Origin of the sequence: Duganella phyllosphaerae, from assembly GCF_001758785.1 — a bacterium.
Lineage (GTDB): Bacteria > Pseudomonadota > Gammaproteobacteria > Burkholderiales > Burkholderiaceae_D > Rugamonas > Rugamonas phyllosphaerae.
Window position 1 is genome coordinate 53,598 of the sequence record NZ_LROM01000082.1, and the last position, 22,207, is coordinate 75,804.

Annotated in this window: 21 protein-coding genes; 4 read left to right on the plus strand and 17 right to left on the minus strand. The window is 63.3% G+C overall.

From position 1 onward, the window contains the following. Positions 1 to 67 precede the first annotated feature (67 nt). The gene (secA, locus tag DUPY_RS11565; RefSeq protein WP_070248161.1) at positions 68 to 2,872 is read right to left on the minus strand and encodes a preprotein translocase subunit SecA; all 2,805 of its coding nucleotides are present in this window, start codon (positions 2,870 to 2,872) and stop codon (positions 68 to 70) included. Between the two features lie 253 nt (positions 2,873 to 3,125). On the opposite strand from secA, the gene DUPY_RS11570 reads away from it, so the two are divergent. Further along, on the plus strand, positions 3,126 to 3,605 hold the full coding sequence (locus DUPY_RS11570; protein WP_070248163.1) for a DciA family protein: 480 nt from the start codon (positions 3,126 to 3,128) through the stop codon (positions 3,603 to 3,605). On the opposite strand, the gene lpxC is transcribed toward DUPY_RS11570, so the two are convergent. The 5 genes from lpxC to DUPY_RS11595 all read right to left on the minus strand — a co-directional run bounded on the left by lpxC (position 3,606) and on the right by DUPY_RS11595 (position 7,163). Then, positions 3,606 to 4,541, minus strand: coding sequence for a UDP-3-O-acyl-N-acetylglucosamine deacetylase (gene lpxC / locus DUPY_RS11575; protein WP_070248166.1), 936 nt, complete (start codon positions 4,539 to 4,541; stop codon positions 3,606 to 3,608). A 45-nt stretch (positions 4,542 to 4,586) separates the two neighbouring features. Then, the gene (locus DUPY_RS11580; protein WP_070248168.1) at positions 4,587 to 5,429 is read right to left on the minus strand and encodes a DMT family transporter; all 843 of its coding nucleotides are present in this window, start codon (positions 5,427 to 5,429) and stop codon (positions 4,587 to 4,589) included. 228 nt (positions 5,430 to 5,657) lie between these two features. Beyond that, positions 5,658 to 5,933, minus strand: coding sequence for a type II toxin-antitoxin system RelE/ParE family toxin (locus tag DUPY_RS11585; RefSeq protein WP_070248170.1), 276 nt, complete (start codon positions 5,931 to 5,933; stop codon positions 5,658 to 5,660). Beyond that, entirely contained in the window at positions 5,933 to 6,298 is a 366-nt protein-coding gene (locus tag DUPY_RS11590) for a hypothetical protein (protein WP_070248172.1), read from the minus strand. Before DUPY_RS11590 ends, DUPY_RS11585 begins: the two co-directional genes overlap by 1 nt. A gap of 100 nt (positions 6,299 to 6,398) precedes the next feature. Continuing rightward, a complete protein-coding gene (locus DUPY_RS11595) occupies positions 6,399 to 7,163 on the minus strand; it encodes a helix-turn-helix transcriptional regulator (protein ID WP_070248174.1) in 765 nt (254 codons plus the stop codon). A gap of 94 nt (positions 7,164 to 7,257) precedes the next feature. On the opposite strand from DUPY_RS11595, the gene DUPY_RS11600 reads away from it, so the two are divergent. Beyond that, positions 7,258 to 8,031, plus strand: a complete 774-nt coding sequence (locus DUPY_RS11600) for a class I SAM-dependent methyltransferase (protein ID WP_070248176.1) — start codon at positions 7,258 to 7,260, stop codon at positions 8,029 to 8,031. 18 nt (positions 8,032 to 8,049) lie between these two features. Here DUPY_RS11600 and DUPY_RS11605 read toward each other — a convergent pair whose 3' ends face one another. Further along, a complete protein-coding gene (locus DUPY_RS11605) occupies positions 8,050 to 8,262 on the minus strand; it encodes a hypothetical protein (protein WP_070248178.1) in 213 nt (70 codons plus the stop codon). A 249-nt stretch (positions 8,263 to 8,511) separates the two neighbouring features. On the opposite strand from DUPY_RS11605, the gene ctaD reads away from it, so the two are divergent. Beyond that, on the plus strand, positions 8,512 to 10,155 hold the full coding sequence (gene ctaD / locus DUPY_RS11610; protein WP_084640666.1) for a cytochrome c oxidase subunit I: 1,644 nt from the start codon (positions 8,512 to 8,514) through the stop codon (positions 10,153 to 10,155). A 10-nt stretch (positions 10,156 to 10,165) separates the two neighbouring features. Further along, on the plus strand, positions 10,166 to 10,666 hold the full coding sequence (locus DUPY_RS11615; protein WP_070248180.1) for a DUF2244 domain-containing protein: 501 nt from the start codon (positions 10,166 to 10,168) through the stop codon (positions 10,664 to 10,666). A gap of 177 nt (positions 10,667 to 10,843) precedes the next feature. Here DUPY_RS11615 and DUPY_RS11620 read toward each other — a convergent pair whose 3' ends face one another. The 10 genes from DUPY_RS11620 to mraY form a co-directional block, all read right to left on the minus strand. After that, positions 10,844 to 11,347 (minus strand): peroxiredoxin, encoded by a 504-nt coding sequence (locus DUPY_RS11620; RefSeq protein WP_070248181.1) that lies wholly within the window; start codon positions 11,345 to 11,347, stop codon positions 10,844 to 10,846. 28 nt (positions 11,348 to 11,375) lie between these two features. After that, a complete protein-coding gene (gene ftsZ, locus DUPY_RS11625; RefSeq protein ID WP_070248183.1) occupies positions 11,376 to 12,593 on the minus strand; it encodes a cell division protein FtsZ in 1,218 nt (405 codons plus the stop codon). Between the two features lie 150 nt (positions 12,594 to 12,743). Further along, positions 12,744 to 13,976, minus strand: a complete 1,233-nt coding sequence (gene ftsA, locus DUPY_RS11630; protein ID WP_070248185.1) for a cell division protein FtsA — start codon at positions 13,974 to 13,976, stop codon at positions 12,744 to 12,746. A 39-nt stretch (positions 13,977 to 14,015) separates the two neighbouring features. Further along, positions 14,016 to 14,840, minus strand: coding sequence for a cell division protein FtsQ/DivIB (locus DUPY_RS11635; protein ID WP_070248187.1), 825 nt, complete (start codon positions 14,838 to 14,840; stop codon positions 14,016 to 14,018). 7 nt (positions 14,841 to 14,847) lie between these two features. Beyond that, positions 14,848 to 15,807 (minus strand): D-alanine--D-alanine ligase, encoded by a 960-nt coding sequence (locus tag DUPY_RS11640; protein ID WP_070248189.1) that lies wholly within the window; start codon positions 15,805 to 15,807, stop codon positions 14,848 to 14,850. Further along, positions 15,804 to 17,213 (minus strand): UDP-N-acetylmuramate--L-alanine ligase, encoded by a 1,410-nt coding sequence (gene murC, locus DUPY_RS11645; protein ID WP_070248191.1) that lies wholly within the window; start codon positions 17,211 to 17,213, stop codon positions 15,804 to 15,806. The genes DUPY_RS11640 and murC overlap by 4 nt, the downstream gene beginning before the upstream one ends. A gap of 24 nt (positions 17,214 to 17,237) precedes the next feature. Then, positions 17,238 to 18,314, minus strand: a complete 1,077-nt coding sequence (murG, locus tag DUPY_RS11650) for an undecaprenyldiphospho-muramoylpentapeptide beta-N-acetylglucosaminyltransferase (RefSeq protein ID WP_070248193.1) — start codon at positions 18,312 to 18,314, stop codon at positions 17,238 to 17,240. Beyond that, entirely contained in the window at positions 18,311 to 19,531 is a 1,221-nt protein-coding gene (ftsW, locus tag DUPY_RS11655) for a putative lipid II flippase FtsW (protein WP_070248195.1), read from the minus strand. The genes murG and ftsW overlap by 4 nt, the downstream gene beginning before the upstream one ends. Beyond that, complete coding sequence (gene murD / locus DUPY_RS11660; RefSeq protein ID WP_070248196.1) at positions 19,531 to 21,039, minus strand: UDP-N-acetylmuramoyl-L-alanine--D-glutamate ligase; 1,509 nt, start codon at positions 21,037 to 21,039, stop codon at positions 19,531 to 19,533. Before murD ends, ftsW begins: the two co-directional genes overlap by 1 nt. Continuing rightward, entirely contained in the window at positions 21,036 to 22,205 is a 1,170-nt protein-coding gene (mraY, locus tag DUPY_RS11665) for a phospho-N-acetylmuramoyl-pentapeptide-transferase (protein WP_070248197.1), read from the minus strand. The genes murD and mraY overlap by 4 nt, the downstream gene beginning before the upstream one ends. Positions 22,206 to 22,207 lie beyond the last annotated feature (2 nt).

Sequence of the window (22,207 nt, forward strand, 5' to 3'; positions counted from 1 at the left end):
CCGACGGTCGTAAAAAAGCCACCATTGCCGCGCGAGCGACAATGGTGGCTTTTTCAATCGAACCGACTTACGCCAGCTTGCCGTGGCAAGCCTTGTATTTCTTGCCGCTGCCGCATGGGCAAGGGTCGTTGCGGCCCACTTTCAGGCCCATTTCCATCAGCTGCTCGCCCGTGAGGTTTTGCAGTTCCGGTGGCAGGCCGGCGTAGTTGTTGCCCGATGCCGAGGCCGGTGCGGGCGCCAGCAGGTCTTCCGGCGCCGCGTTCGGGTCGAAGTCGGCGTGCTGGTAGCTGACGTTTTCCACGTGCGACTTCTGCATCTCGGCTTCGGCCTGTTCGATCTCGTCGCGCGACTGGATGCGCACCGTCATGATCAGCTTGACCACTTCGTTCTTGATCATGTCCAGCATCTGGCCGAACAGCTCGAACGCTTCGCGCTTGTATTCCTGTTTCGGATTCTTTTGCGCGTAGCCGCGCAGGTGGATACCCTGGCGCAGGTGGTCGAGCGCGGCCAAATGCTCGCGCCAGTGGCTGTCCACGCTTTGCAGCATGACGTTACGCTCGAAGCCGGCAAACGATTCGCGGCCAACGATGGCGATCTTCGCTTCGTACTGCGCATCGGCGGCAGCGAGCACGCGTTCGAGCACGTCGTCGTCGTTGATGTCTTTCTCGGTCTCGAGCATCTTCGTGAGCGGCAGGTCGATTTGCCACTCGGACGCCAGCGTCGCTTCCAGGCCGGCGATATTCCACTGCTCTTCCACCGATTCGGCCGGCACGTATTCGCGTACCAGGTCGGTGAAGGCGCCGTGGCGCAGCGAGTCGATCAGTTCCTTGGTGTCGGTCGCTTCGAGCAGCTCGTTACGCTGCTGGTAGATCACCTTGCGCTGGTCGTTGGCAACGTCGTCGTACTCCAGCAATTGCTTGCGGATGTCGAAGTTGCGTGCCTCGACCTTGCGCTGGGCCGATTCGATCGAGCGCGAAACGATGCCCGCTTCGATCGGTTCGCCTTCCGGCATTTTCAGGCGGTCCATTACGGCGCGCATGCGGTCGCCGGCAAAGATGCGCAGCAGCGGATCGTCGAGCGACAGGAAGAAGCGCGACATGCCGGGATCGCCCTGGCGTGCCGCACGGCCGCGCAACTGGTTGTCGACGCGGCGCGATTCGTGGCGCTCGGTGCCGACGATGTGCAGGCCGCCAGCGGCCACCACTTCTTCGTGCAGTGCTTGCCAGCCGTCGCGCAGTGCCTGGGCCTGCTTGGCCTTGTCGGCGTCGGACAGGTCGGGATTGGCTTCGATGAACTGGATCTGCTTTTCCACGTTACCGCCCAACACGATGTCGGTACCGCGACCGGCCATGTTGGTGGCGATGGTAATCGCCCGCGGGCTACCGGCCTGGGCAATGATTTCCGCTTCGCGGGCGTGCTGCTTGGCGTTCAGGACGTTGTGCGGCAGGCCGGCCTTGGTCAGGATGCTCGACAGCAGTTCGGAGTTCTCGATCGAGGTGGTACCGACCAGCACCGGTTGGCCGCGGTCGTAGCACTCGCGGATTTCCAGCATCATGGCGTTGTACTTTTCCTGCGCCGACTTGTACACCTGGTCCTGGCGGTCCTTGCGGGCCGATGGACGGTTCGGTGGCACCACGACGGTTTCGAGACCGTAGATTTCCTGGAATTCGTAGGCTTCGGTGTCGGCCGTGCCGGTCATGCCGGACAGCTTGGCGTACATGCGGAAGTAGTTCTGGAACGTGATCGAGGCCAGGGTCTGGTTCTCGTTCTGGATCTTGACGCCTTCTTTCGCTTCCACCGCCTGGTGCAGGCCGTCGGACCAGCGGCGACCGGTCATCAGGCGGCCGGTGAATTCATCGACGATGACGACTTCGTCGTTCTGCACCACGTACTGCTGGTCCTTGTGGTACAGCGCGTGCGCGCGCAGCGCGGCGTACAGGTGGTGCACCAGCGTGATGTTGGCGGAGTCGTACAGCGACGCGCCTTCGGCCAGCAGGCCCATTTGCGTGAGGATGGCTTCGGCCTTCTCGTGGCCGGCTTCGGTGAGCAGCACCTGGTGCGATTTCTCGTCCTTGGTGTAGTCGCCCGGCACTTCGATCTTGCCCTTGCCGTCCGAGGTCTCCTCGCCCACTTGCAGGGTCAGGTGCTGCGGCACTTCGTTGATCTTGTAGTACAGGTCGGTGTGATTTTCAGCCTGGCCCGAGATGATCAAAGGAGTACGCGCTTCATCGATCAGGATCGAGTCAACTTCATCGACGATGCCGAAGTTCAGTTCGCGCTGGACGCGGTCCTTGGCGTCGAACACCATGTTGTCGCGCAGGTAGTCGAAACCGAACTCGTTGTTGGTGCCGTAGGTGATGTCCGAACGGTAAGCCAGCTGCTTGGTGCCGTGGTCCATCTGCGACAGGTTGATGCCGGTGGTGAGGCCGAGCCAGCTGTATAGCTTGGCCATGGTCTCGGCATCGCGCTGGGCCAGGTAATCGTTGACGGTGACGATGTGCACGCCCTTGCCGGACAGCGCATTCAGGTAGGCAGGCAGGGTGCCGGTCAGGGTTTTACCCTCGCCGGTGCCCATTTCCGCGATCTTGCCATGGTGCAGAACCATACCGCCGAGCATCTGCACGTCGAAGTGACGCATCTTGAATACGCGCTTGCTGGCCTCGCGGCAGACCGCGAACGCTTCAGGCAACAGGGCGTCCAGCGACTCGCCTTTGGCGAACCGGTCCTTGAACTCGGGCGTCTTGGCTTGCAGCTCGGCATCCGACAGTTTTTCCAGGGCCGGCTCGAGGGCATTGATCTCGCGTACCGTTTTTTGGTATTGCTTGAGCAGTCGCTGGTTGCGGCTGCCAAAAATCTTGGTCAGTAATGACATGCTTGAATTCTTGAAAAAACGCCGTTAAAAAAGCTCTGTAGGTGAAGCTCGGTAGGGGGACGGGCCGACCGCACGGAGTTCGACTATGGCAAAAGACGGTGATTTTATCACGCGTCGGGTCGTACATTGGGTCTATGGTCTGGATAACAATGGCCGAGGTGTGAACAATGTCACCCAATCAACCTATTTTACCCGGTGGTGACAGCGTGGCCGGTGGATGACGCGCGGGGCGCCGTTGTGATATGTTCGCGCCATGCGATTCAATTCCTCCAACCTGACAATCAAGCGCCGCACCGCCGTGGTCGCCACCGACTTCCTGCGCCGCGACGACAAGATGGCCGCCATGCTGCCCGCCATCGAACGCATGGCCGCGCTGCAAAAAGACTGCGCCACCGCGCTGCCGGCCATGTTCCGCTACTGCGACATCCTCGCTTTCGAAGACGGCCAGCTGACCCTGTCGGTGCCGAACGCCGCGCTGGCAGCCAAGCTCAAGCAGCAAATCCCGAAATTACAGGAAACCCTGGCCAAGCGCGGCTGGCAAGTGAGCGCCACCCGCCTGAAGGTGCAGATGACCAAGGCGGCCGAAATCAAGGAGCAGATGCGTTCGCTGTCGCTGTCGGACGCGGCAGTGACCGCCTTCGACGACCTCGGCAACAACCTCGAACAGTCGCCGCAGAATGCCACCCTGATTGCTGCCCTGAAGGCGATGGTGGCACGGCGGCGTGAAATTTAATTAGGTCTGCGCCCACTCGCTGGCCATTTGCCGGGCGTATGACTGCGGTGCGGACTCGACCTTGTCAAACGTGACGATCTCGTAAGCATCGGGATGCTTGAGCAACTCCAGCAGCAGCTGGTTGTTCAATGCATGGCCCGACTTGTGCGCCTCGTAACCGGCGATCAGCGGGTGACCCACCAGGTACAGGTCGCCAATGGCATCGAGAATCTTGTGACGGACGAATTCGTCGTCGTAGCGCAGCCCGTCGGAATTGAGGATGCGGTACTCGTCCATCACGATGGCGTTTTCCAGCGAACCGCCGCGCGCCAGGCCGATGCCGCGCAACATTTCCACGTCCTGCATGAAGCCGAAAGTGCGCGCGCGCGCCACGTCGTGCACGTACGAAACGTCGCCGAAATCGACCACTGCGCGCTGCTGCGTGCCATCGACCGCCGGATGGTTGAATTCGATGAAGAAGTCGAGCTTGAAGCCGTCGTGCGGCACCAGGCGCGCCCATTTTTCGCGCTCGCCCGTGCCTTCGCGGATTTCTACCGGTTTTAATACGCGGATGAATTTCTTGGCCGCCGGCTGTTCCAGCACCCCGGCCTGCTGCAACAGGAACACGAACGAGGAGGCCGAGCCATCCATGATCGGGATTTCTTCGGCACTGACTTCGATGTACAGGTTGTCGATCCCGAGACCGGCGCAGGCCGACATCAGGTGCTCGACCGTGGAGACGCGGGCGCCGTCCTTGACCAGCACCGAGGCCATGCGGGTGTCGCCGACCGCCATCGCGCTCGACGGAAACTCGACCATGGGCGACAGGTCGACACGGCGGAACACGATGCCGGTATCGGGCTCGGCCGGGCGCAGGGTCAGTTCGACCTTGCGCCCGGAATGCAGGCCCACGCCAGTGGTGCGGACCAGTTCTTTGATGGTGCGTTGTTTTAACATGGGCTGATTATATCCAAGTTGTCTGGCCGGGGTTGCTAAGGGTGACTATGGGTGCTCCGACTCCTTGTGCGCAGACTCGCGCCGCACCAGGTAGATGCCGCTGGCAATGATGATACCCGCTCCCAGCAAGGTATAGCCATCGGGCAGCGCCTGCCACAACAGCCTGTCGATCGCCACGCCCCAGGCCAGCGCCGTGTACTCGAACGGCGCCACGATCGAAGCCTTGCCGGTACTGAACGCCTTGGTAATGGCCAGCTGGCCGAAAAAGCCCGACAGCGCCAGCGCCAGCAAGGTCGCGCCATCGGCCGCCCGCACCGGCACCCACATGGGCCACGCCAGCGCCACCGCGCCGATTGCCATCAAGGTGAGCAGCCAGAACATCATCGACTCGGTGCTGTCGGTGCGCGCCAGCAGCCGCGCGGTAATGGCCGAGACCGCGTAGCACGCGGCCGCTGCCAGGATCGCCAGCCCGCCCAGCGTGAGAAAGCCGCTGCCTTCGGGGCGCAGCACCACCAGCACACCGACCAGTCCGACCACGATGGCCACCCACTGCCCGGCCACCACGCGCTCCTTGAGCACGAACACCGACAGCATGGTGATGAGCGCAGGCGCAATGAAGAAAATCGAATACGCCTCGGCCAGCGACAGCGCCTTCAAGCCATAGGCGAACGTGGTGAGCATGGCGATGCCGAGCACGGCGCGGAACACGTGCATGCCCCAGCGAACATTAAAGATGCCGCGAAACGCGCCGCGGTACCAGATGTAGGCGCACAGCAGCGGCAGGGAGCTGAGCGCACGCAGCGCGGTGACCTGGGTGGCGGGATAGGTCGCCGAGAGCAGTTTCATGGTGGTGTCCATGAACGAGAACATCATCACGGCGATCAGCATGGCGTAGATGCTGTGCAGGTTTTCCTTGCGGGAGATGGGATTGGTGAAAGCGGAAGTCAGGGGAAGCTCCTTGCTACGCTGGCCGGAGGGGCCACTGGGAACGTCATCATGGCGACGTCCGGAGCCAGGGCCGTCGGTATGGGACATGCGTGGCCGGCTCTGATTATAGCAAAGTGACAACGGCTTTGCAGCGGGTGCGAGGAAGGCAGTTGACACGGACACCGCTAGTCATGGGTAGCGTCGCTTGGCATGTACCACGTTGAGCGCAACGATATCGGTGTCCGACTCAATAAAAATGACGATGTAGTTTTTATTGACCACCAGTTCAAAAGTATCCTTCACTTTTCCTGCTCGGCGAGGAAATTCAGGATCGGCGAGATGGGCAAACTGGTCGTCGATATGGTCCACAAGCTTCGCTGCTGCCAAGGGATCCCTGCGTGCTACATACCTCTCGATGTCGTCCAGATCCAGGCGATATGTCGCGCTACGCACGAGGCGCTTCATCACACACCAAGCTTGGCTTTTTTTACCCGACGAATTTCAGCCCACTCATCTTCTGAATAAACTGCATTACTGCCATCGCGTAGGCCGTCAAGCGATGCCTGAACCTTGGAGCGTACCCAGTCATCGTGTGCGACGGACGACAACTGGCCGTTGTCGTACAGCCCTTGCTCCACAAGATAAGCCGCCGCACGCTGGGAGGTGGAAAATTCGATGCCACGGTCGAGTGTGCCATCGCGCAAGGTACCGCTGCCCTGCGCAGTCATGACGTGTATTTGATATTTTGCGCCGACCTCCGCCACTTTCAATGAGCGGACGCCACCGTCCCGGTACATCTGTATCAGTTCCGGCAACTCAAAATATTGCATAGCATCCTCCGCAGGTCTTGGAATCTCAGCCAATCATCATACTCCGCACACGCATCCAGTTTGGACAGCCCTTGTCTCATTAAGTTCAGCCAGATTGAGATCAAGGCAACAACATCACCAGCTTCAGATCGTGCCGCTTGGCCAGGTGCATGGTCACCTGGGTAAAAGCCAGCTCGCCCATGGCCGGATGCTGAAAACGGCGCAGGCCGCCGTCGCGGGCTACCACGTCCTGCAAGGTCCACCGCGCCTGGAACTCGGTACTGCCTTGCGCCAGCTCGGCGATCAGGCCCACGATGGCGGGCAGGCCCGTGTGCTTGCCGATGTCGGCGCGAAACTCGGCCACCAGGCGGCTGGCGCGCTCGCCCCATTCGACGATCAGGCCGCGCGCCGCGGCGCTGCGGAACATGAAGCGCAGCAGGTTCGGCCGCGTCGGCGCATCGGCCGCCACGTCCAGCCAGGCGCCGAACAGCGCCAGCGCATCGGCGTTCCAGGCCAGCGCGTCCCACTGGCGGTCGAGCACATAGGCCGGAGCGTTGATCGCATCGACCATCGCCTGCAACGGCTGCACTTCTTCGTGCATCTCGTCCCCATGGGGGTCGAGCCGTTCGGCCAGGCTGAACAGGTAAGCGCGCTCTGCCGCACGCAAATGCAGCACGTCGGCCAGGCGCGCCAGCAGCTTGCCCGATGGCGCCACGTCGCGGCCCTGCTCGAGCCAGGTCAGCCAGGTGGGACTGACGTCGCACAGTTGCGCCAGTTCTTCGCGGCGCAGGCCGGGCGTGCGACGGCGCCCGCCCGCTGGCAGGCCCACCCGGTCGGGCGTGGTGCGCTCGCGGTGGGCGCGGATGAAGTCACCGAGATTCTGCATGGTAGTTCCTTATACCAGGATAAATCCTTGTCTTGTTACAGGATACAAACCCGCTTATTCTGCCCTGACCGCCACCTTTTTTGGAGAAAATCTCATGCAACAGCCAGCCCTCGTCGCCCAACAGTTCGGCAACACCGCCAGCGCCTACCTGACCAGCGCGGTCCACGCGCAAGGCGCCGACCTGACCGCCTTGCGCGACATCGCCGCCAACCTGACCGGCAGCAGCAAGCGCCCGGTGGTGCTGGACCTCGGCTGCGGCGCCGGCCACGCCAGCTTCGCGGTGGCGCCGGTGGCGCAGTCGGTCACGGCGTTCGACCTGGCGCCGGAAATGCTGGCGGTAGTGGCTGGCGCCGCGCAGGAGCGTGGGCTGGAACGGATCGTCACGCAACAAGGCAACGTGGCGAACCTGCCGTTTGCCGACGCCTCGTTCTGCATGGTGATGACGCGCTTTTCCGCCCATCACTGGTTCGATGTGCCTGCCGCGCTGCAAGAAGTGAAACGCGTGCTCAAGCCGGGCGGCGTGTTGGTCGTCATCGACATCACCGCGCCCGAGTCGCCGCTGCACGACACCACCTTGCAAGCGGTGGAACTGCTGCGCGACGGCTCGCACGTGCGCGACTACCGGGCGTCCGAGTGGTTGCGCATGTTAGCCGAGGCCGGCTTCGCCGGCGAGCGCGTGGACGGCTGGAAGCTGGACATGCAGTTCGACGAATGGACCGCACGCATGCGCACACCGGCCGAGCGCGTGACCGCCATCCGCAGCCTGCTGCGCGGGGCGCCGCAGGAAACCCGCGACTACTTTGCGGTGCGCGAGGAGGAAACCTTTACCATCGATTCGACGATGTTCAGGGCATGCTTGAAACAATAGCTTGCCAGCGGATGAAGGCTACTTCTCATCTTTGTCTTGGCGCGGGCTTTCGATGCCATCGACCGCCCCGGCAGCATCAGCCACCGCCTCTTCCACCGACTGCCCACCCACGGGCTGCTGCGGCAACTGGCCGATGCGGCGCGTGGCGGGGGATTGCTGGTCGGTATTGACTTCTTCGGCCACCTGGTCATCGGCGGGCAGCAGCTTGTCGGATCGGTTTTGCGTATTCATCTCGGCTCCTTAAACGTGGTTGGAGGTAGGAAACTGCGGCAAGTTCCCTCGCGGCCTGTGCCGCCTTGCCCGGTCTCTGTGTCGTCCCTCGACGTCATCCCTCGGTGTCATCCCTCGGCGTTATCCTATAACAGTCCGAAGAAGCCAAAATTATCGGAGCGCGCTGTCCTACACGTCTGCGGAAAACTGCCCCACACGAGCCAGCATGCCGCCCTCCTATGCTGATCCAATTGACCGGAGACAGCCGCCATGAGCGACACCATCGACAACGCTTTCGTTCCCACCAAAAAAAGTGCGCCCGACGGCTTTCGCCACGGCGACGACCTTGCCAAAGATCACGCTCACCAGCACGACCACCCGCGCGGCTGGCGGCGCTGGCTCTACGCCACCAACCACAAGGACATCGGCACCCTGTACCTGTGGTTTTCGCTGGTGATGCTGATGAGTGGCGGTGCACTGGCCATGCTGATCCGGCTCGAACTGTTCCAGCCAGGGCTGCAATTCTTCCAGCCCGAGTTCTACAACCAGATGGTGACCATGCATGGCCTGGTGATGATTTTCGGCGCCATCATGCCGTCGTTCGTGGGGTTCGCCAACTGGATGATCCCACTGCAAATTGGTGCTTCCGACATGGCGTTCGCGCGCATGAACAATTTTTCGTTCTGGCTGCTGCCGCCGGCCGCGCTGCTGCTGATCGGCTCCTTCTTTGCCGGCGGCGGCGCCACCGCCTCGGGGTGGACGCTGTACCCACCCCTGTCGATCCAGATGGGCCCCGGCATGGACATGGCGATTTTCGCCATTCACCTGATGGGCATCTCGTCCATCATGGGCGCAATCAACATCATCACCACCATCCTCAATATGCGCGCGCCGGGCATGACGCTGATGAAGATGCCGATGTTTTCCTGGACCTGGCTGATCACCGCCTACTTGCTGATCGCCGTGATGCCGGTGCTGTCGGGGGCGGTCACCATGCTGCTCACCGACCGCCACTTCGGCACATCGTTCTTCAACGCCGCCGCTGGCGGCGACCCGATCATGTTCCAGCATATTTTCTGGTTTTTCGGCCACCCCGAGGTATACATCATGATCCTGCCCGCCTTCGGCATCATCTCCGAGGTGGTGCCCACGTTCTCGCGCAAGCCGCTGTTCGGCTATGCATCGATGGTCTATGCGGCAGCATCGATCGCCATCATTTCCTTCATCGTGTGGGCGCACCACATGTTCGCCACCGGCATGCCCATCACGGGCCAGCTGTTCTTCATGTACGCAACCATGCTGGTGGCCGTGCCCACTGGCGTGAAGGTGTTCAACTGGGTCGCCACCATGTGGCGCGGAGCGCTCACGTTCGAGGCGCCGATGCTGTTTGCCATCGGCTTCATCTGGGTATTTACCATTGGCGGCTTCTCGGGCCTGATTCTGGCGGTCACGCCGATCGACATCCAGGTGCATGACACCTATTACGTCGTCGCCCATTTCCACTATGTACTGGTGGCAGGTTCGCTGTTCGCCATCTTCACCGGCTTTTACTACTGGGCGCCCAAGTGGACCGGCCACATGGTCAACCAAAAGCGCGCGGCGTTCCACTTCTGGAATTCGCTGGTGTGGGTAAACGTGACCTTCTTCCCGATGCATTTCCTGGGACTGGCCGGCATGCCGCGCCGCTATGTCGATTACTCCACCCAGTTCACCGACTACAACCAGCTCACCACCATCGGCGCGCTGCTGTTCGGCCTCACCCAGGTGTACTTCGTGTTCGCCATCGTGCTGCCCACCATCCGCGGTGGCGCACTGGCGCCCGCCAAGCCATGGGAAGGCGCGGAAGGCCTGGAGTGGACCGTGCCGAGCCCGGCGCCGTTCCATACCTTCGAGAAGCCGCCGGTGGTGGCGTAAAGGGCGCACCATGCCGCGCGATACCAGTATCGGCAACGGCGGCAGCGGGTGGCAAGGCCCGCCCCTGCATCGCTGCTGGTGGCTGCGCCGGCGCAGCAGGCTGACCGACCGCCAGTTGCTGTTGCTGGGCGCGGCGCTGTGCCTGCCCACGCTGGCGCTGGCGGCGGTTTTCCTGTGGTGGGGCTACTGGCACATGCTGGCCTACGCCGCGCTGGAAGCGGCCGTGATGGCCGCCTGCCTGCACCACCATGCGCGGCACCTGGACGACTTCGACCGCATCGAACTGTCCGCTGACTGCCTGCTGGTCGAGCAGCGGCGCGGACGCTCCCACAGCCTGTGGTCGATGCCGCCGTGGCACACGCGCGTGCTGATGCCGCCCACCGACCACGCCGTGCCGCAGCTGGCCTGTGGCGACCTGCGCGTACCGCTCGGACGCCATGCGCCTGCTGTGGCGCGGCGCCAGGTCGCGATCGAACTCACGGCGTGGTTGTACCCACGCCAGCATGGCTGAAAAGTCGGGGCTTTTGAAATATGACTGCCGCCCGACGGAGCGGTAAGTAAGCTCCCCTCAAACCCACCCTGCGATACGCATGCCCCGCCACGTGGGTCCGACCCCGGTTGGCATTGCGGGTTTGCCAAAAAAAACGGCGCCGAAGCGCCGTTTGTCGTTACTGCGAACCGAAGCCGATTACAGCTGGCCCAGCAGCGTTTCCGCGTTCGACACTTCGAACTTGCCGCCCTCTTCCACGTTCAGCTGGGTGACCTTGCCGTCTTCCACCAGCAGCGAGTAACGCTGCGAGCGGGTGCCCATGCCGAACTTGCTGAAGTCGGCGTCCAGGCCCAGGGCCTTGCTGTAGGCGGCGTTACCGTCGGCCATCATGCGCACGATGCCGGTGGCTTTCTGGTCGCGGCCCCAGGCGCCCATCACGAACGCGTCGTTGACCGAGATGCACCAGATTTCATCGACGCCCTTGGCCTTGAAGGCTTCCGCGTGCTGGACGTAACCTGGCACGTGTTGTGCCGAGCAGGTCGGGGTATAGGCGCCCGGCAGGCCGAAGATGGCGATCTTCTTGCCCTTGACCAGGTCTTGCACGTTGAACGTGTTCGGACCCAGTGCGCAGCCTTCGGTTTCGGTGTCGATGAATTCGGACAGGGTGCCTTCTGGCAGTTGGTCGCCGATCTTGATGGTCATGGTGTTTCCTTTGTATGTGTATGAATGATTAGTCGGCTTGCTTGCGCAGGAAGGCTGGAATGTCATAGGTTTCCATGCCATTCTTTTCCATCGCGCGCACTTGCTCGGAGGCCGACTCGCGGCGCCATACGGCTGGCGCCTTCATGCCGTCGAAGCCGGCAGCGCCCGAACCCATCACGCCGGTCGAACCCATGCCCACGTTGACCGCCGCGCCGCCCATGCCGGCCGATGGCATCATCGGGCTGTTGTGGGTGCCGGTGCGCAGCATTTGCTGCGGTACCAGTTGCACGTGCTTCTTGTTCTTGCCCAGGCCAGTGGCGACCACGGTGACGCGGATTTCGTCGCCCATGGCGTCGTCGTACGCGATACCTTGCGCGATCGATGCGTCCGGTGCGGCAAAGGCGCGCACGGCAGCCATGACTTCCTTGATCTCTTTACCTTTGAGGCCACGGCTGGCGGTCACATTGACCAGCACGCCACGGGCGCCCGACAGGTCGACGCCGTCGAGCAGTGGCGAGGCCACGGCCTGTTCGGCGGCGATGCGCGCACGGTCGATGCCGGATGCGGTCGCGGTGCCCATCATGGCCTTGCCCTGCTCGCCCATGATGGTCTTGACGTCGTTGAAGTCGACGTTGATGTGGCCCGGCACGTTGATGATCTCGGCGATACCGGCCACCGCGTTGTTCAGTACATCGTCAGCGTGTTGCAGCCATTCGATCAGCGATTCGTCTTCGTAGATCTCTTCGAGTTTTTCGTTGAGGATCACGATCAGCGAGTCGACGTTGGCCGACAGCTGTTCCAGGCCTTCATCGGCGATGTCCATGCACTTCTGGCCTTCGTGCGAGAACGGCTTGGAGACCACGGCGACGGTCAGCGCGCCCAGCGACTTGGCCACTTCGGCCACGATCGGTGCGGCGCCGGTGCCGGTGCCGCCGCCCATGCCGGCGGCGATGAAGACCATGTGCGCGCCGCGCAGTGCATCTTCGATGCGCGCGCGCGATTCTTCGGCCAGCTTGCGGCCGACGTCCGGCTTCATGCCGGCACCCAGGCCGGTCTCGCCGATCTGGATGACGTTGTGTGCGCGCGAGGTAGCCAGCGCCTGCGCGTCGGTATTGGCGGCGATGAATTCCACGCCGGACATGCCCTTGTTGATCATGTGTTGAACCGCATTGCCACCTGCTCCGCCGACACCGACCACCTTGATGACGGTGCCCAAAGCTGCGTTATCGACCATATCGAACTCCATGATGTGCTCCCTATCAGTTTGCCGTTTCCAAGCGCCAGTCCTCATATTAGTAGGAGAACTGGAGATTGAAAACTGCGGATTAATTTAAATAATTTAGATGCTTACGTTTTCGTTCAGCTGCTTTTGCTACCGTTCTGTACTTCGTTCTGCTTAAAAGTTCCCGAGGAACCATTCCTTCATGCGTTGCCACACTGCCTTCACCGACCCATCCTGGCGCGTCACGATGTGCCCGCGCAGGTACTGTTTTTTCGCTTCCAGCAGCAGGCCCAGCACGGTGGCGTAGCGCGGGCTGCGCACCACGTCGGCCAGCTGGCCCCGGTAGTCCGGCGTGCCCAGGCGCGCCGGCCGCAGGAAGATGTCTTCCGCCATCTCCACCATGCCCGGCATGATGGATGTACCGCCGGTAAGGACGATGCCCGACGAGAGCACGCCTTCGTAACCGGACTCGCGCACCACCTGGTGCACCATCGCAAACAGCTCTTCCACGCGCGGTTCGATCACCGCTGCCAGCGCCTGGCGCGACAGCGTGCGCGGACCACGGTCGCCCAGCCCCGGCACTTCCAGTGTCTCGCCCGGATCGGCCAGCACCTGCTTGGCCACGCCGAAGCGGATCTTGATCTCTTCCGCTTCCGCCGTCGGCGTGCGCAGCGCCATGGCGACGTCGTTGGTGATCTGGTCGCCCGCGATCGGAATCACTGCCGTGTGACGGATCGCGCCGTCGGAGAACACTGCCACGTCGGTGGTGCCGCCGCCGATGTCGATCAGCACCACGCCGAGTTCTTTTTCGTCGGTGGTCAGCACCGCGTCGGCCGAGGCCATAGGCTGCAGTATCAGGTCCGATACTTCCAGCCCGCAGCGACGTACGCACTTGACGATGTTCTGCACCGCAGAGACGGCGCCGGTAACGATATGGACTTTGACTTCGAGACGGATGCCGCTCATGCCGATCGGCTCGCGCACATCTTCCTGGCTGTCGACAATGAACTCCTGCGGCACGGTGTGCAGCAATTGCTGATCAGTCGGAATGTTAACCGCCTTTGCCGTTTCGATGACGCGCGCTACGTCGGTGGCCGTCACTTCCTTTTCCTTGATGGCCACCATGCCGCTCGAATTGAAGCTGCGGATATGACTGCCGGCAATGCCCGCGTACACATTGCGGATTTTGCAGTCGGCCATGAGCTCCGCTTCCTCGAGCGCGCGCTGGATCGATTCGACGGTCGCTTCGATGTTGACGACCACGCCTTTTTTCAGGCCCTTCGATTCGTGCTGACCCAGCCCGATCACTTCGTGGCGTCCATCGCTCATCACCTCGGCCACCACGGCCACCACCTTGGAGGTGCCGATGTCGAGACCGACGATCAGGTTTTTCGCGTCTTTTGTCATGTGTTGCCTGCTCTGTTCTGCTTGTGATTGTTATCGTGGTTATCGTGTTGCTGGCAATGGCTTTTGGGCGCCAGCCGCAGTCTTCTTCATGGCCTGCTTTTTCGGCCAGGCGCCGTCTTTCGGTATCTTCAATCCCCTGGCGCTCAGCGCCAGGCCGTTCTGGTAACGCATGTCGATGGTCTCGATCTCGGGCAGGTGCTCGACCAGTTGCGGGTAGATGCCCAGCAGCCGCTCCACCCGCTCACGCAGCGTGCTGCTGGTCTGCTCGCGGCCCAGCGCCACGCTCATGCCGTTATCGAGCTTCACGGTCCACGCGTAGCGCGAAGACAGCGACAGCGCCTCTGGCACCAGCTTGAGCGGCGCAAACCAGGTGCGCAGCTCGCCGTAACGGGCCAGCACTTCCTTCTCGCTGCCATCGGGGCCGTCGAATTCCGGCAGGTCGTGATCCTCTTCCGCCTCGGCCAGGTTGGCGGTAAACACATCGCCCTTGGTCGAGAGCAGGCGGCCGTCCTCGCCCCACGTGCCCAGCGCCTCGTGCTCTTCCAGCGTGACGATCAGCTGGTTGGGCCACTCGCGGCGCACGGTGGCGCGGCGCACCCACGGCACCGCCTCGAACACCTGGCGCACGGCGTCGAGGTTGGTGGTGAAGAAGTTGCCCTTGAGGCGCCACAGCGCGCTGTTACGCAGGGTCAGCTGGTTCACGTGGCGCAGGCCGTCCTGGTCCATGCTCTCGATGCGGATGGTACGCAGGTCGAACATCGGACGCTGCGCCACCCACCACACGCCGGCGGCGATGCATGCCAGCAGCGCGGCTGCGAACAGCGCGCTGGCGGTGGCATTCAAGGCTTTAGCGTCTTGCCACATCGTGCTCTCAACCCTTCATTTTCAAACGGGCCGTGCGCAGGATCGCCACGCACAGGTCTTCGTAGCTCATGCCCTCGGCACGCGCGGCCATCGGCACCAGCGAGTGGCCGGTCATGCCGGGCGACGTGTTCACTTCGAGCAGGAACGGCTTCTGGTCGCGTTCGCGCAGCAGCACGTCCACCCGGCCCCAGCCCTCGCAACCGATGTTGCGGTAGGCCGCCACGGCGATGCGCTGCATCTCGGCCGTCAGTGCGGCCGGCAGCACGGCCGGGCAGATGTACTGGGTGTCGTCGGTGAAGTACTTGTTCTGGTAGTCGTAGTTGCCCGCTGGCGCGACGATCTCCACGATCGGCAATGCCCGTGCATCGGCACCGGAGCCGATCACGGCCACCGTGAACTCGCGGCCGGTAACAAACTCCTCGGCCAGCACGGCATCGTCGATGGCGGCGGCGATGTCGCACGCGGCCTTGAAGTCGGCAGCCGCCGCCACCTTGGTGATGCCGATGGTCGAGCCTTCGTGCGGCGGCTTGACGATCAGCGGCAGGCCCAGGTCGGCGCTGATGGCGTCCAGGTCCGAGCTTGCATCGATCACCGCGTAGCGCGGCGTAGGCAGGCCAGCGGCCAGCCACAGGATCTTGGTGGTGATCTTGTCCATCGCCACCGCGCTGCTCATCACGCCGCTGCCGGTGTATGGAATGCGCAGCAGTTCCAGTGCTCCCTGCAGGCTGCCGTCTTCGCCGTAGCGGCCGTGCAGCGCGATGAACACGCGATCGAATTTTTGCTCGGCCAGTTCGGCCAGGCTACGCTCGCCGGTATCGAAACCGTGGGCATCGACGCCCTTCGATTGCAGCGCTTTCAATACGCCGGCGCCGGACATCAGCGACACTTCGCGCTCGGCCGAGCGGCCACCGAGCAGTACGCCTACCTTGCCCAGCGCCTTGATGTCTTCAGTTGAAATAATGCTCATGCTCGGACCTTTGGGTAATTAGTCAGTTTGGCCGGCACGGCGCTGATGGCGCCGGCGCCCATGGTGATGACAACGTCGCCGTCGCGCACCACGCTCATGATGGTTTCCGGCATGTCGCCGATGTTTTCCACGAAAATCGGTTCGATCTTGCCGCGTGCACGCAAGGCATGCGCCAGCGAGCGGCCGTCGGCCGCGACGATCGGCGCTTCGCCGGCGGCGTACACCTCGGCCAGCACCAGCACGTCGGGCGCGCCCAGCACCTTGACGAAATCTTCGAACAGGTCGCGGGTGCGGCTGTAGCGGTGCGGCTGGAACGCCAGCACCAGGCGGCGGCCCGGGTACGCGGCGCGCGCGGCGGCCAGCGTGACTTCGGTTTCCACCGGGTGGTGGCCGAAGTCATCGACCAGCGCAAAGGTGCCGCGCGGTTCGGCTCCACCTTGGATGGCAACCTCGCCATAGCGCGTAAAGCGGCGGCCCACGCCGCCGAAGCCGGCCAGGCCCGCTTGCGTATGGTGGTCTTCGATGCCGATTTCGCGGGCGATCGCAATCGCCGAGCAGGCATTCTGCACGTTGTGCATGCCGGGCTGGTTCAGCACCACGTCCAGGTCCGGGTAGCCGTCCTGCAGCACCGTGAAGTGCATTTCCACGCCGACGGCGCGGGCATTGATGGCGCGCACCTCCGCTTCCTCGTGGAAGCCGTAGGTGGTGACCGGCTTGGTCACGTGCGGGATGATCGAGCGCACGTGCGCATCGTCGATGCACAGCATGACGCGGCCGTAGAACGGCAGGCGGTGCGTGAAGTGCACGAACGCCTGCTTGAGCTTTTCGAAATCGTGCTCGTACGTGTCCATGTGGTCGGCGTCGATGTTGGTGATCACTTCGATCATCGGCGTCAGGTTCAGGAACGATGCGTCCGACTCGTCGGCTTCGGCCACCAGGTAGTCGCCGGTGCCCAGCTTGGCGTTGGCGCCGGCGGACGTCAGCCGGCCACCGATCACGAACGTCGGATCCAGCCCACCTTCGGCCAGTACCGACGCCACCAGGCTGGTGGTGGTGGTTTTGCCGTGGGTGCCGGCGATGGCGATGCCGCGTTTCAGGCGCATCAACTCGCCCAGCATCACGGCGCGCGGCACGATCGGCACCTTGCGCGCGCGCGCTGCCAGTACTTCGGGATTGTCCTGCTGCACAGCGGTCGAGGTGACCACAGCGTCGGCGGCGCCGATATTGTCGGCCGCATGACCCTGGAACACTTTGGCGCCCATGTCCGCCAGGCGCTGGGTGACAGCGTTGCTGCCCAGGTCAGAGCCGGAAACGGAATAGCCGAGCGTGAGCAGCACTTCGGCGATGCCGCTCATGCCGCTGCCGCCGATGCCGACGAAGTGTATGTTCTGTACTTTATGTTTCACTGCCTGGTTCCTATGTTCTAAGCGCTATGCTTTTACTGCAAGTTGTTCAATTACCTGTGCGATCGCCTGGTTCGCATCGCGCTTGCCCACCTGGTGCGCCGCCGTCGCCATGGTGAGACACGCGGTGCGGGTGAGCGTTTCGAGCAGCGTCGCCACGCTTTGCGCGCTCATTTCCGTCTGCGGCATGTGGATCGCCGCATTCTGCTTCGCCATCCACTGCGCGTTGTCGCGCTGGTGGCTGGTGGTCGACGCCACCAGCGGCACCAGTACGCTGGCCACGCCGGCGGCAGTCAGTTCCGACACCGTGATCGCACCGGCGCGGCAGATCACCACGTCGGCCTGGGCGTAGGCGCTGGCCATGTCGTCGATGAAGTCGACCACGTTGGCGGTCACGCCGGCCTGCGCATACGACGCCCGCAGCGCGTCGATATTCTTCTTGCCCGACTGGTGGGTGACCAGCGGGCGCTGCTCGGCCGGGATCAGCGCCAGCGCGGCAGGCAGGTTGTCGTTGAGCGCTTTCGCGCCCAGGCTGCCGCCGACGACCAGGATGCGCAGCGCACCGCTGCGGCCGACAAAACGTTCGGCTGGCGCCGGCAGATCGAGGATCTCCTTGCGCACCGGGTTGCCGGTGACCACCGCCTTGTCGGCCGCCTTGCCGAAGTTGGCGGGGAAGCCGAAGCAAACGCGCTCGGCGAACGGCACCAGCGTCTTGTTCGACAACAGCAGCGCGGCGTCGGCATTGACCAGCACCAGCGGCGTGGCGCGCATCTTCGCCATCAAGCCCCCAGGGACAGTAACGTAGCCGCCCATGCCGAGGATGACATCGGGCTTGCGCCGGCCGATAAAGCCGTGGCACGCGATAAAGGCTTTCACCATTTTCAGCGCGCCGCCGATCGAGTGCGACAGGCCCTTGCCGCGCATGCCGGTGAAGTCGATGCTGTCCATCGCGATGCCGCTCCTGGGCACCAGGTCCTGCTCCATGCCCGCAGAGGTACCCAGCCAGGTCACTTCCCAGCCGCGCGCGCGCATGGTCTGCGCAATCGCCAGGCCGGGGAAAATGTGGCCGCCGGTGCCGGCTGCCATGATCATCAGTCGTTTCATAATCTGCCACCACGCATCAGGACCCGGTTTTCGTAGTCGATCCGGAGCAGGATCGCCAGGCCGATGCAGTTAATTACCACGCCCGTGCCGCCATAGCTCATCAGCGGCAGGGTCAATCCCTTGGTAGGCAGCAAACCAAGGTTCACGCCCATATTGATAAAGGTCTGTACGCCGATCCAGATGCCGATGCCCTTGGCGGTCAGGCCGGCAAAAGTCTGGTCGATGGCAATCGCCTGGCGGCCGATGTCGAAGGCGCGCTTGACGATCCAGTAGAACATGGCAATCACGACCAGTACGCCGACCAGGCCCAGTTCTTCGCCGATCACCGCCATCAAAAAGTCGGTGTGCGCTTCGGGCAGGTAGTGCAACTTTTCCACGCTGCCACCCAGGCCAACGCCGAAGATTTCGCCACGGCCGAACGCGATCAGCGAGTGCGTCAACTGGTACGCCTTGTTCATCGCATTGTTCTCGTCCCACGGATTGAGGTAGGCGAAGTAGCGCTCGCGGCGGAATTTCGACAGCGCGATGATCGAGCCAAAAATGGCGACGAGCATCACGCCGATGCCGCCGAACCACACCGCGTTGATCCCGCCCAGGAACAGGATGCCCATGGTGATGCAGACGATCACGCCGAACGCGCCCAGGTCGGGCTCGAGCAGCAGCAGCAAGCCGACGAAACCGACGGCCGCAGCCATCGGCAAAAAGCCCTTGGTCAGCTTGTGCATGTATTCCTGCTTGCGCACCGTGTAGTCGGCCGCGTACAGCACCGCCACCACCTTCATCAGTTCCGACGGCTGGATCTTGATCACCACCAGCGACAACCAGCGGCGGCTGCCATTGACCACCGAGCCCAGGCCCGGAATCAGCACCATCACCAAGAGCACCAGGGTGCCGATGAACAGGTACGGCGCCCACTTTTGCAAGGTGGCGATACGGGTGCGGAACACGAACATGCCGATGACCAGCGACACCACCACGAACATGGCCTGGCGTTGCAGGAAGTAGGTGTTCTGCCAGCGCACGTAGTTGGCAAAGCGCGGCGAATCGGGCAGCGAGATCGACGCCGAATACACCATCACCATGCCGAGCAACATCAGGATGATGGTGACCCAGACCAGCGGCTGGTCGTATTCCATCATCTTCGACTGCCGCGCGCGGCCATCGATCGGCGTGACCGCCGATTTCTGTCCGAAGCGGAACGGCATCTGGAAGGCCATCAGAGCTCCTGTCCGTTGTCGAGGGCGATCTCGCGCACGGTGTCGATGAACACCTGGGCGCGATGCGCGTAGTTCCTGAACATGTCCATGCTGGCGCACGCCGGCGACAGCAGCACGGCGTCGCCGGTTTGCGCCAGGTCGCGCGCACGCATGACCGCCTTGGGCAGGTCGGCGCCGCAGTCTTCGAGGGCGATGCCGGTGTGCGCCAGCGCCGCGCGCAACAACGCTGCATCGCGGCCGATCAAGAGCGCGGCGCGCACGTAGCGGCTGGCCGGTTCGGCCAGCGGGCCGAAGTCCTGGCCCTTGCCGTCGCCGCCGAGGATCACCACCAGGCGCTGCTCGGCGCCGGTGAAGGCTCTGCCGAGGCCGTTCAAGGCGGCCACGGTGGCGCCCACGTTGGTGCCCTTGCTGTCGTCGTAGTATTCGACGTCGTTGATGGCGGCCACCAGTTCGACCCGGTGCGGCTGGCCGCGGTAGTCGCGCAGACCATGCAGCAGGGGCGCCAGTGGCAGGTCGATGGCGCGGCACAGCGCCAGTGCCGCCAGCGCATTGGCGGCATTGTGCACGCCACGGATTTGCAGCGCGTCGGACGGCATCAGGTTTTTCACCGTGGTCTCGACCGGTGGCGGCGGCGGATCGTTCTTCTTGCGCTTCTTCGGTTCGCCCTCTTCCTCGGCCGGCACGGCGGTGGCCAGCCACAGCACGTTGCGTTCGTTGTTCAGGCCGAAGTCGCCGAGATGTTTGGGCGCGTCGGTGCCGAAGCTGACATTGACGCCATTGTTGCTGGCCATGCGCATCACGGTGGCGTCGTCGCGATTGAGTACGCGCACGGTGTGGTGGGCGAAGATGCGGTGCTTGGAGGCCGCGTACGACGGCATGTCGCCGTGCCAGTCCAGGTGGTCTTGCGTGACGTTGAGCACCGTGGCGGCGTGGGCTTCGAGGGTGAAGGTGGTCTCCAACTGGAAGCTGGAGAGTTCGAGTACCCAAATGTCCGGCAAGTTGTCGCTGTCCAGGACTTCGCGCAGCACGTCGAGCGCCGCCGGGCTGATATTGCCGGCCACGCGCACGGTCTTGCCGGCGCGTTCGCACAACTGCCCCACCAGCGTGGTCACCGTGGTCTTGCCGTTGGTGCCGGTGATGGCAATGATTTTCGGCGCATACGCGCGCTCATTCTTCAGCCATTCCAGCGCTTGCGCGAACAACTCGATCTCGCCCCACACGGCAATGCCGGCGGCAGCCGCTGCCGGCGCGATCACGGCCAGCTCGCGGCCCGGCGCCAGGCCAGGACTCACGGCCACGAAATCGACGCCATCGAGCAAGGCCGCGTCGAACGCGCCGGCGACAAATTCCACGCCTGGCACGGCCGCCTGCAAGGCAGGCAGGCGCTCGGGCGCCGCGCGGGTATCGGCCACGCGCACGCGCGCGCCGCTGCGGGCGAGCCACAGCGCCATCGCCAGGCCCGATTCTCCGAGCCCCAAAACAAGAGCGTTTTTGCCGTCGTAGATCATCGCAGCTTCAGGGTAGACAAACCAACCAGCACCAGCATCATCGTGATGATCCAGAAACGCACGACGACCTGGGTCTCTTTCCAGCCTTTTTGTTCGAAGTGGTGGTGCAAGGGCGCCATCAGGAACACGCGGCGGCCCACGCCGTAACGCTTCTTGGTGAACTTGAACCAGCTCACCTGCATGATCACCGACACGGTTTCGGCCACGAAAATACCGCCCATGATGAACAGTACGATTTCCTGGCGCACGATCACGGCGATGGTGCCCAGCGCGCCGCCCAGGGCGAGTGCGCCGACGTCGCCCATGAACACCTGGGCCGGATGGGTGTTAAACCACAAAAAGGCCAGGCCGGCGCCAGCGAGCGCGCCGCAGAAAATGATCAACTCGCCCGCGCCCGGAATGTGCGGAATCAGCAGGTACTTCGAATAGGTGGCGCTACCGGTCAGGTAGGCGAACAGGCCCAGGGCCGCGCCGACCATAATCGTCGGCATGATGGCCAGGCCATCGAGGCCGTCGGTGAAGTTGACGGCGTTGCTGGTGCCAACGATCACGCAGTACGTCAGCGCGATAAATCCCCACACGCCCAGCGGATAGCTGATGGTCTTGAAGAACGGCACGATCAGGTCGGCCTTCGGCGGCAGGTCGAGCTGGAAGCCCGACTGCACCCAGGCGAAGAACAGCTCGAACACCTTGCCCGCATTCGGGGCGGACACCGAGAACGCCAGGTACAGCGCGGCGGCCAGGCCGACCAGTGACTGCCAAAAGTATTTTTCGGCCGAGCGCATGCCCTCCGGGTCCTGGTTGACCACCTTGCGGTAGTCATCGACCCAGCCGATGGCGCCAAAGCCCAGCGTGACCACCAGCACCGGCCAGATCAGGCGGTTCGACAGGTCGCACCACAGCAAGGTGGAGACGCCGATGCCGATCAGGATCAGCACGCCGCCCATGGTCGGGGTGCCGTGTTTTTTCAGGTGCGTTTGCGGACCGTCGGTGCGCACGGCCTGGCCGTACTTGAGCGACGTCAGCATGCGGATCACGGCCGGACCGGCCGCCAGGCCGATGATCAGGGCGGTGGCCGCCGCAGCGACAGCGCGGAAAGTGATGAAGTTAAAGACCCGAAGCGGGCCAATCTCGTCCTGGAAAAACTGAGCGAGCCAAAGCAGCATGA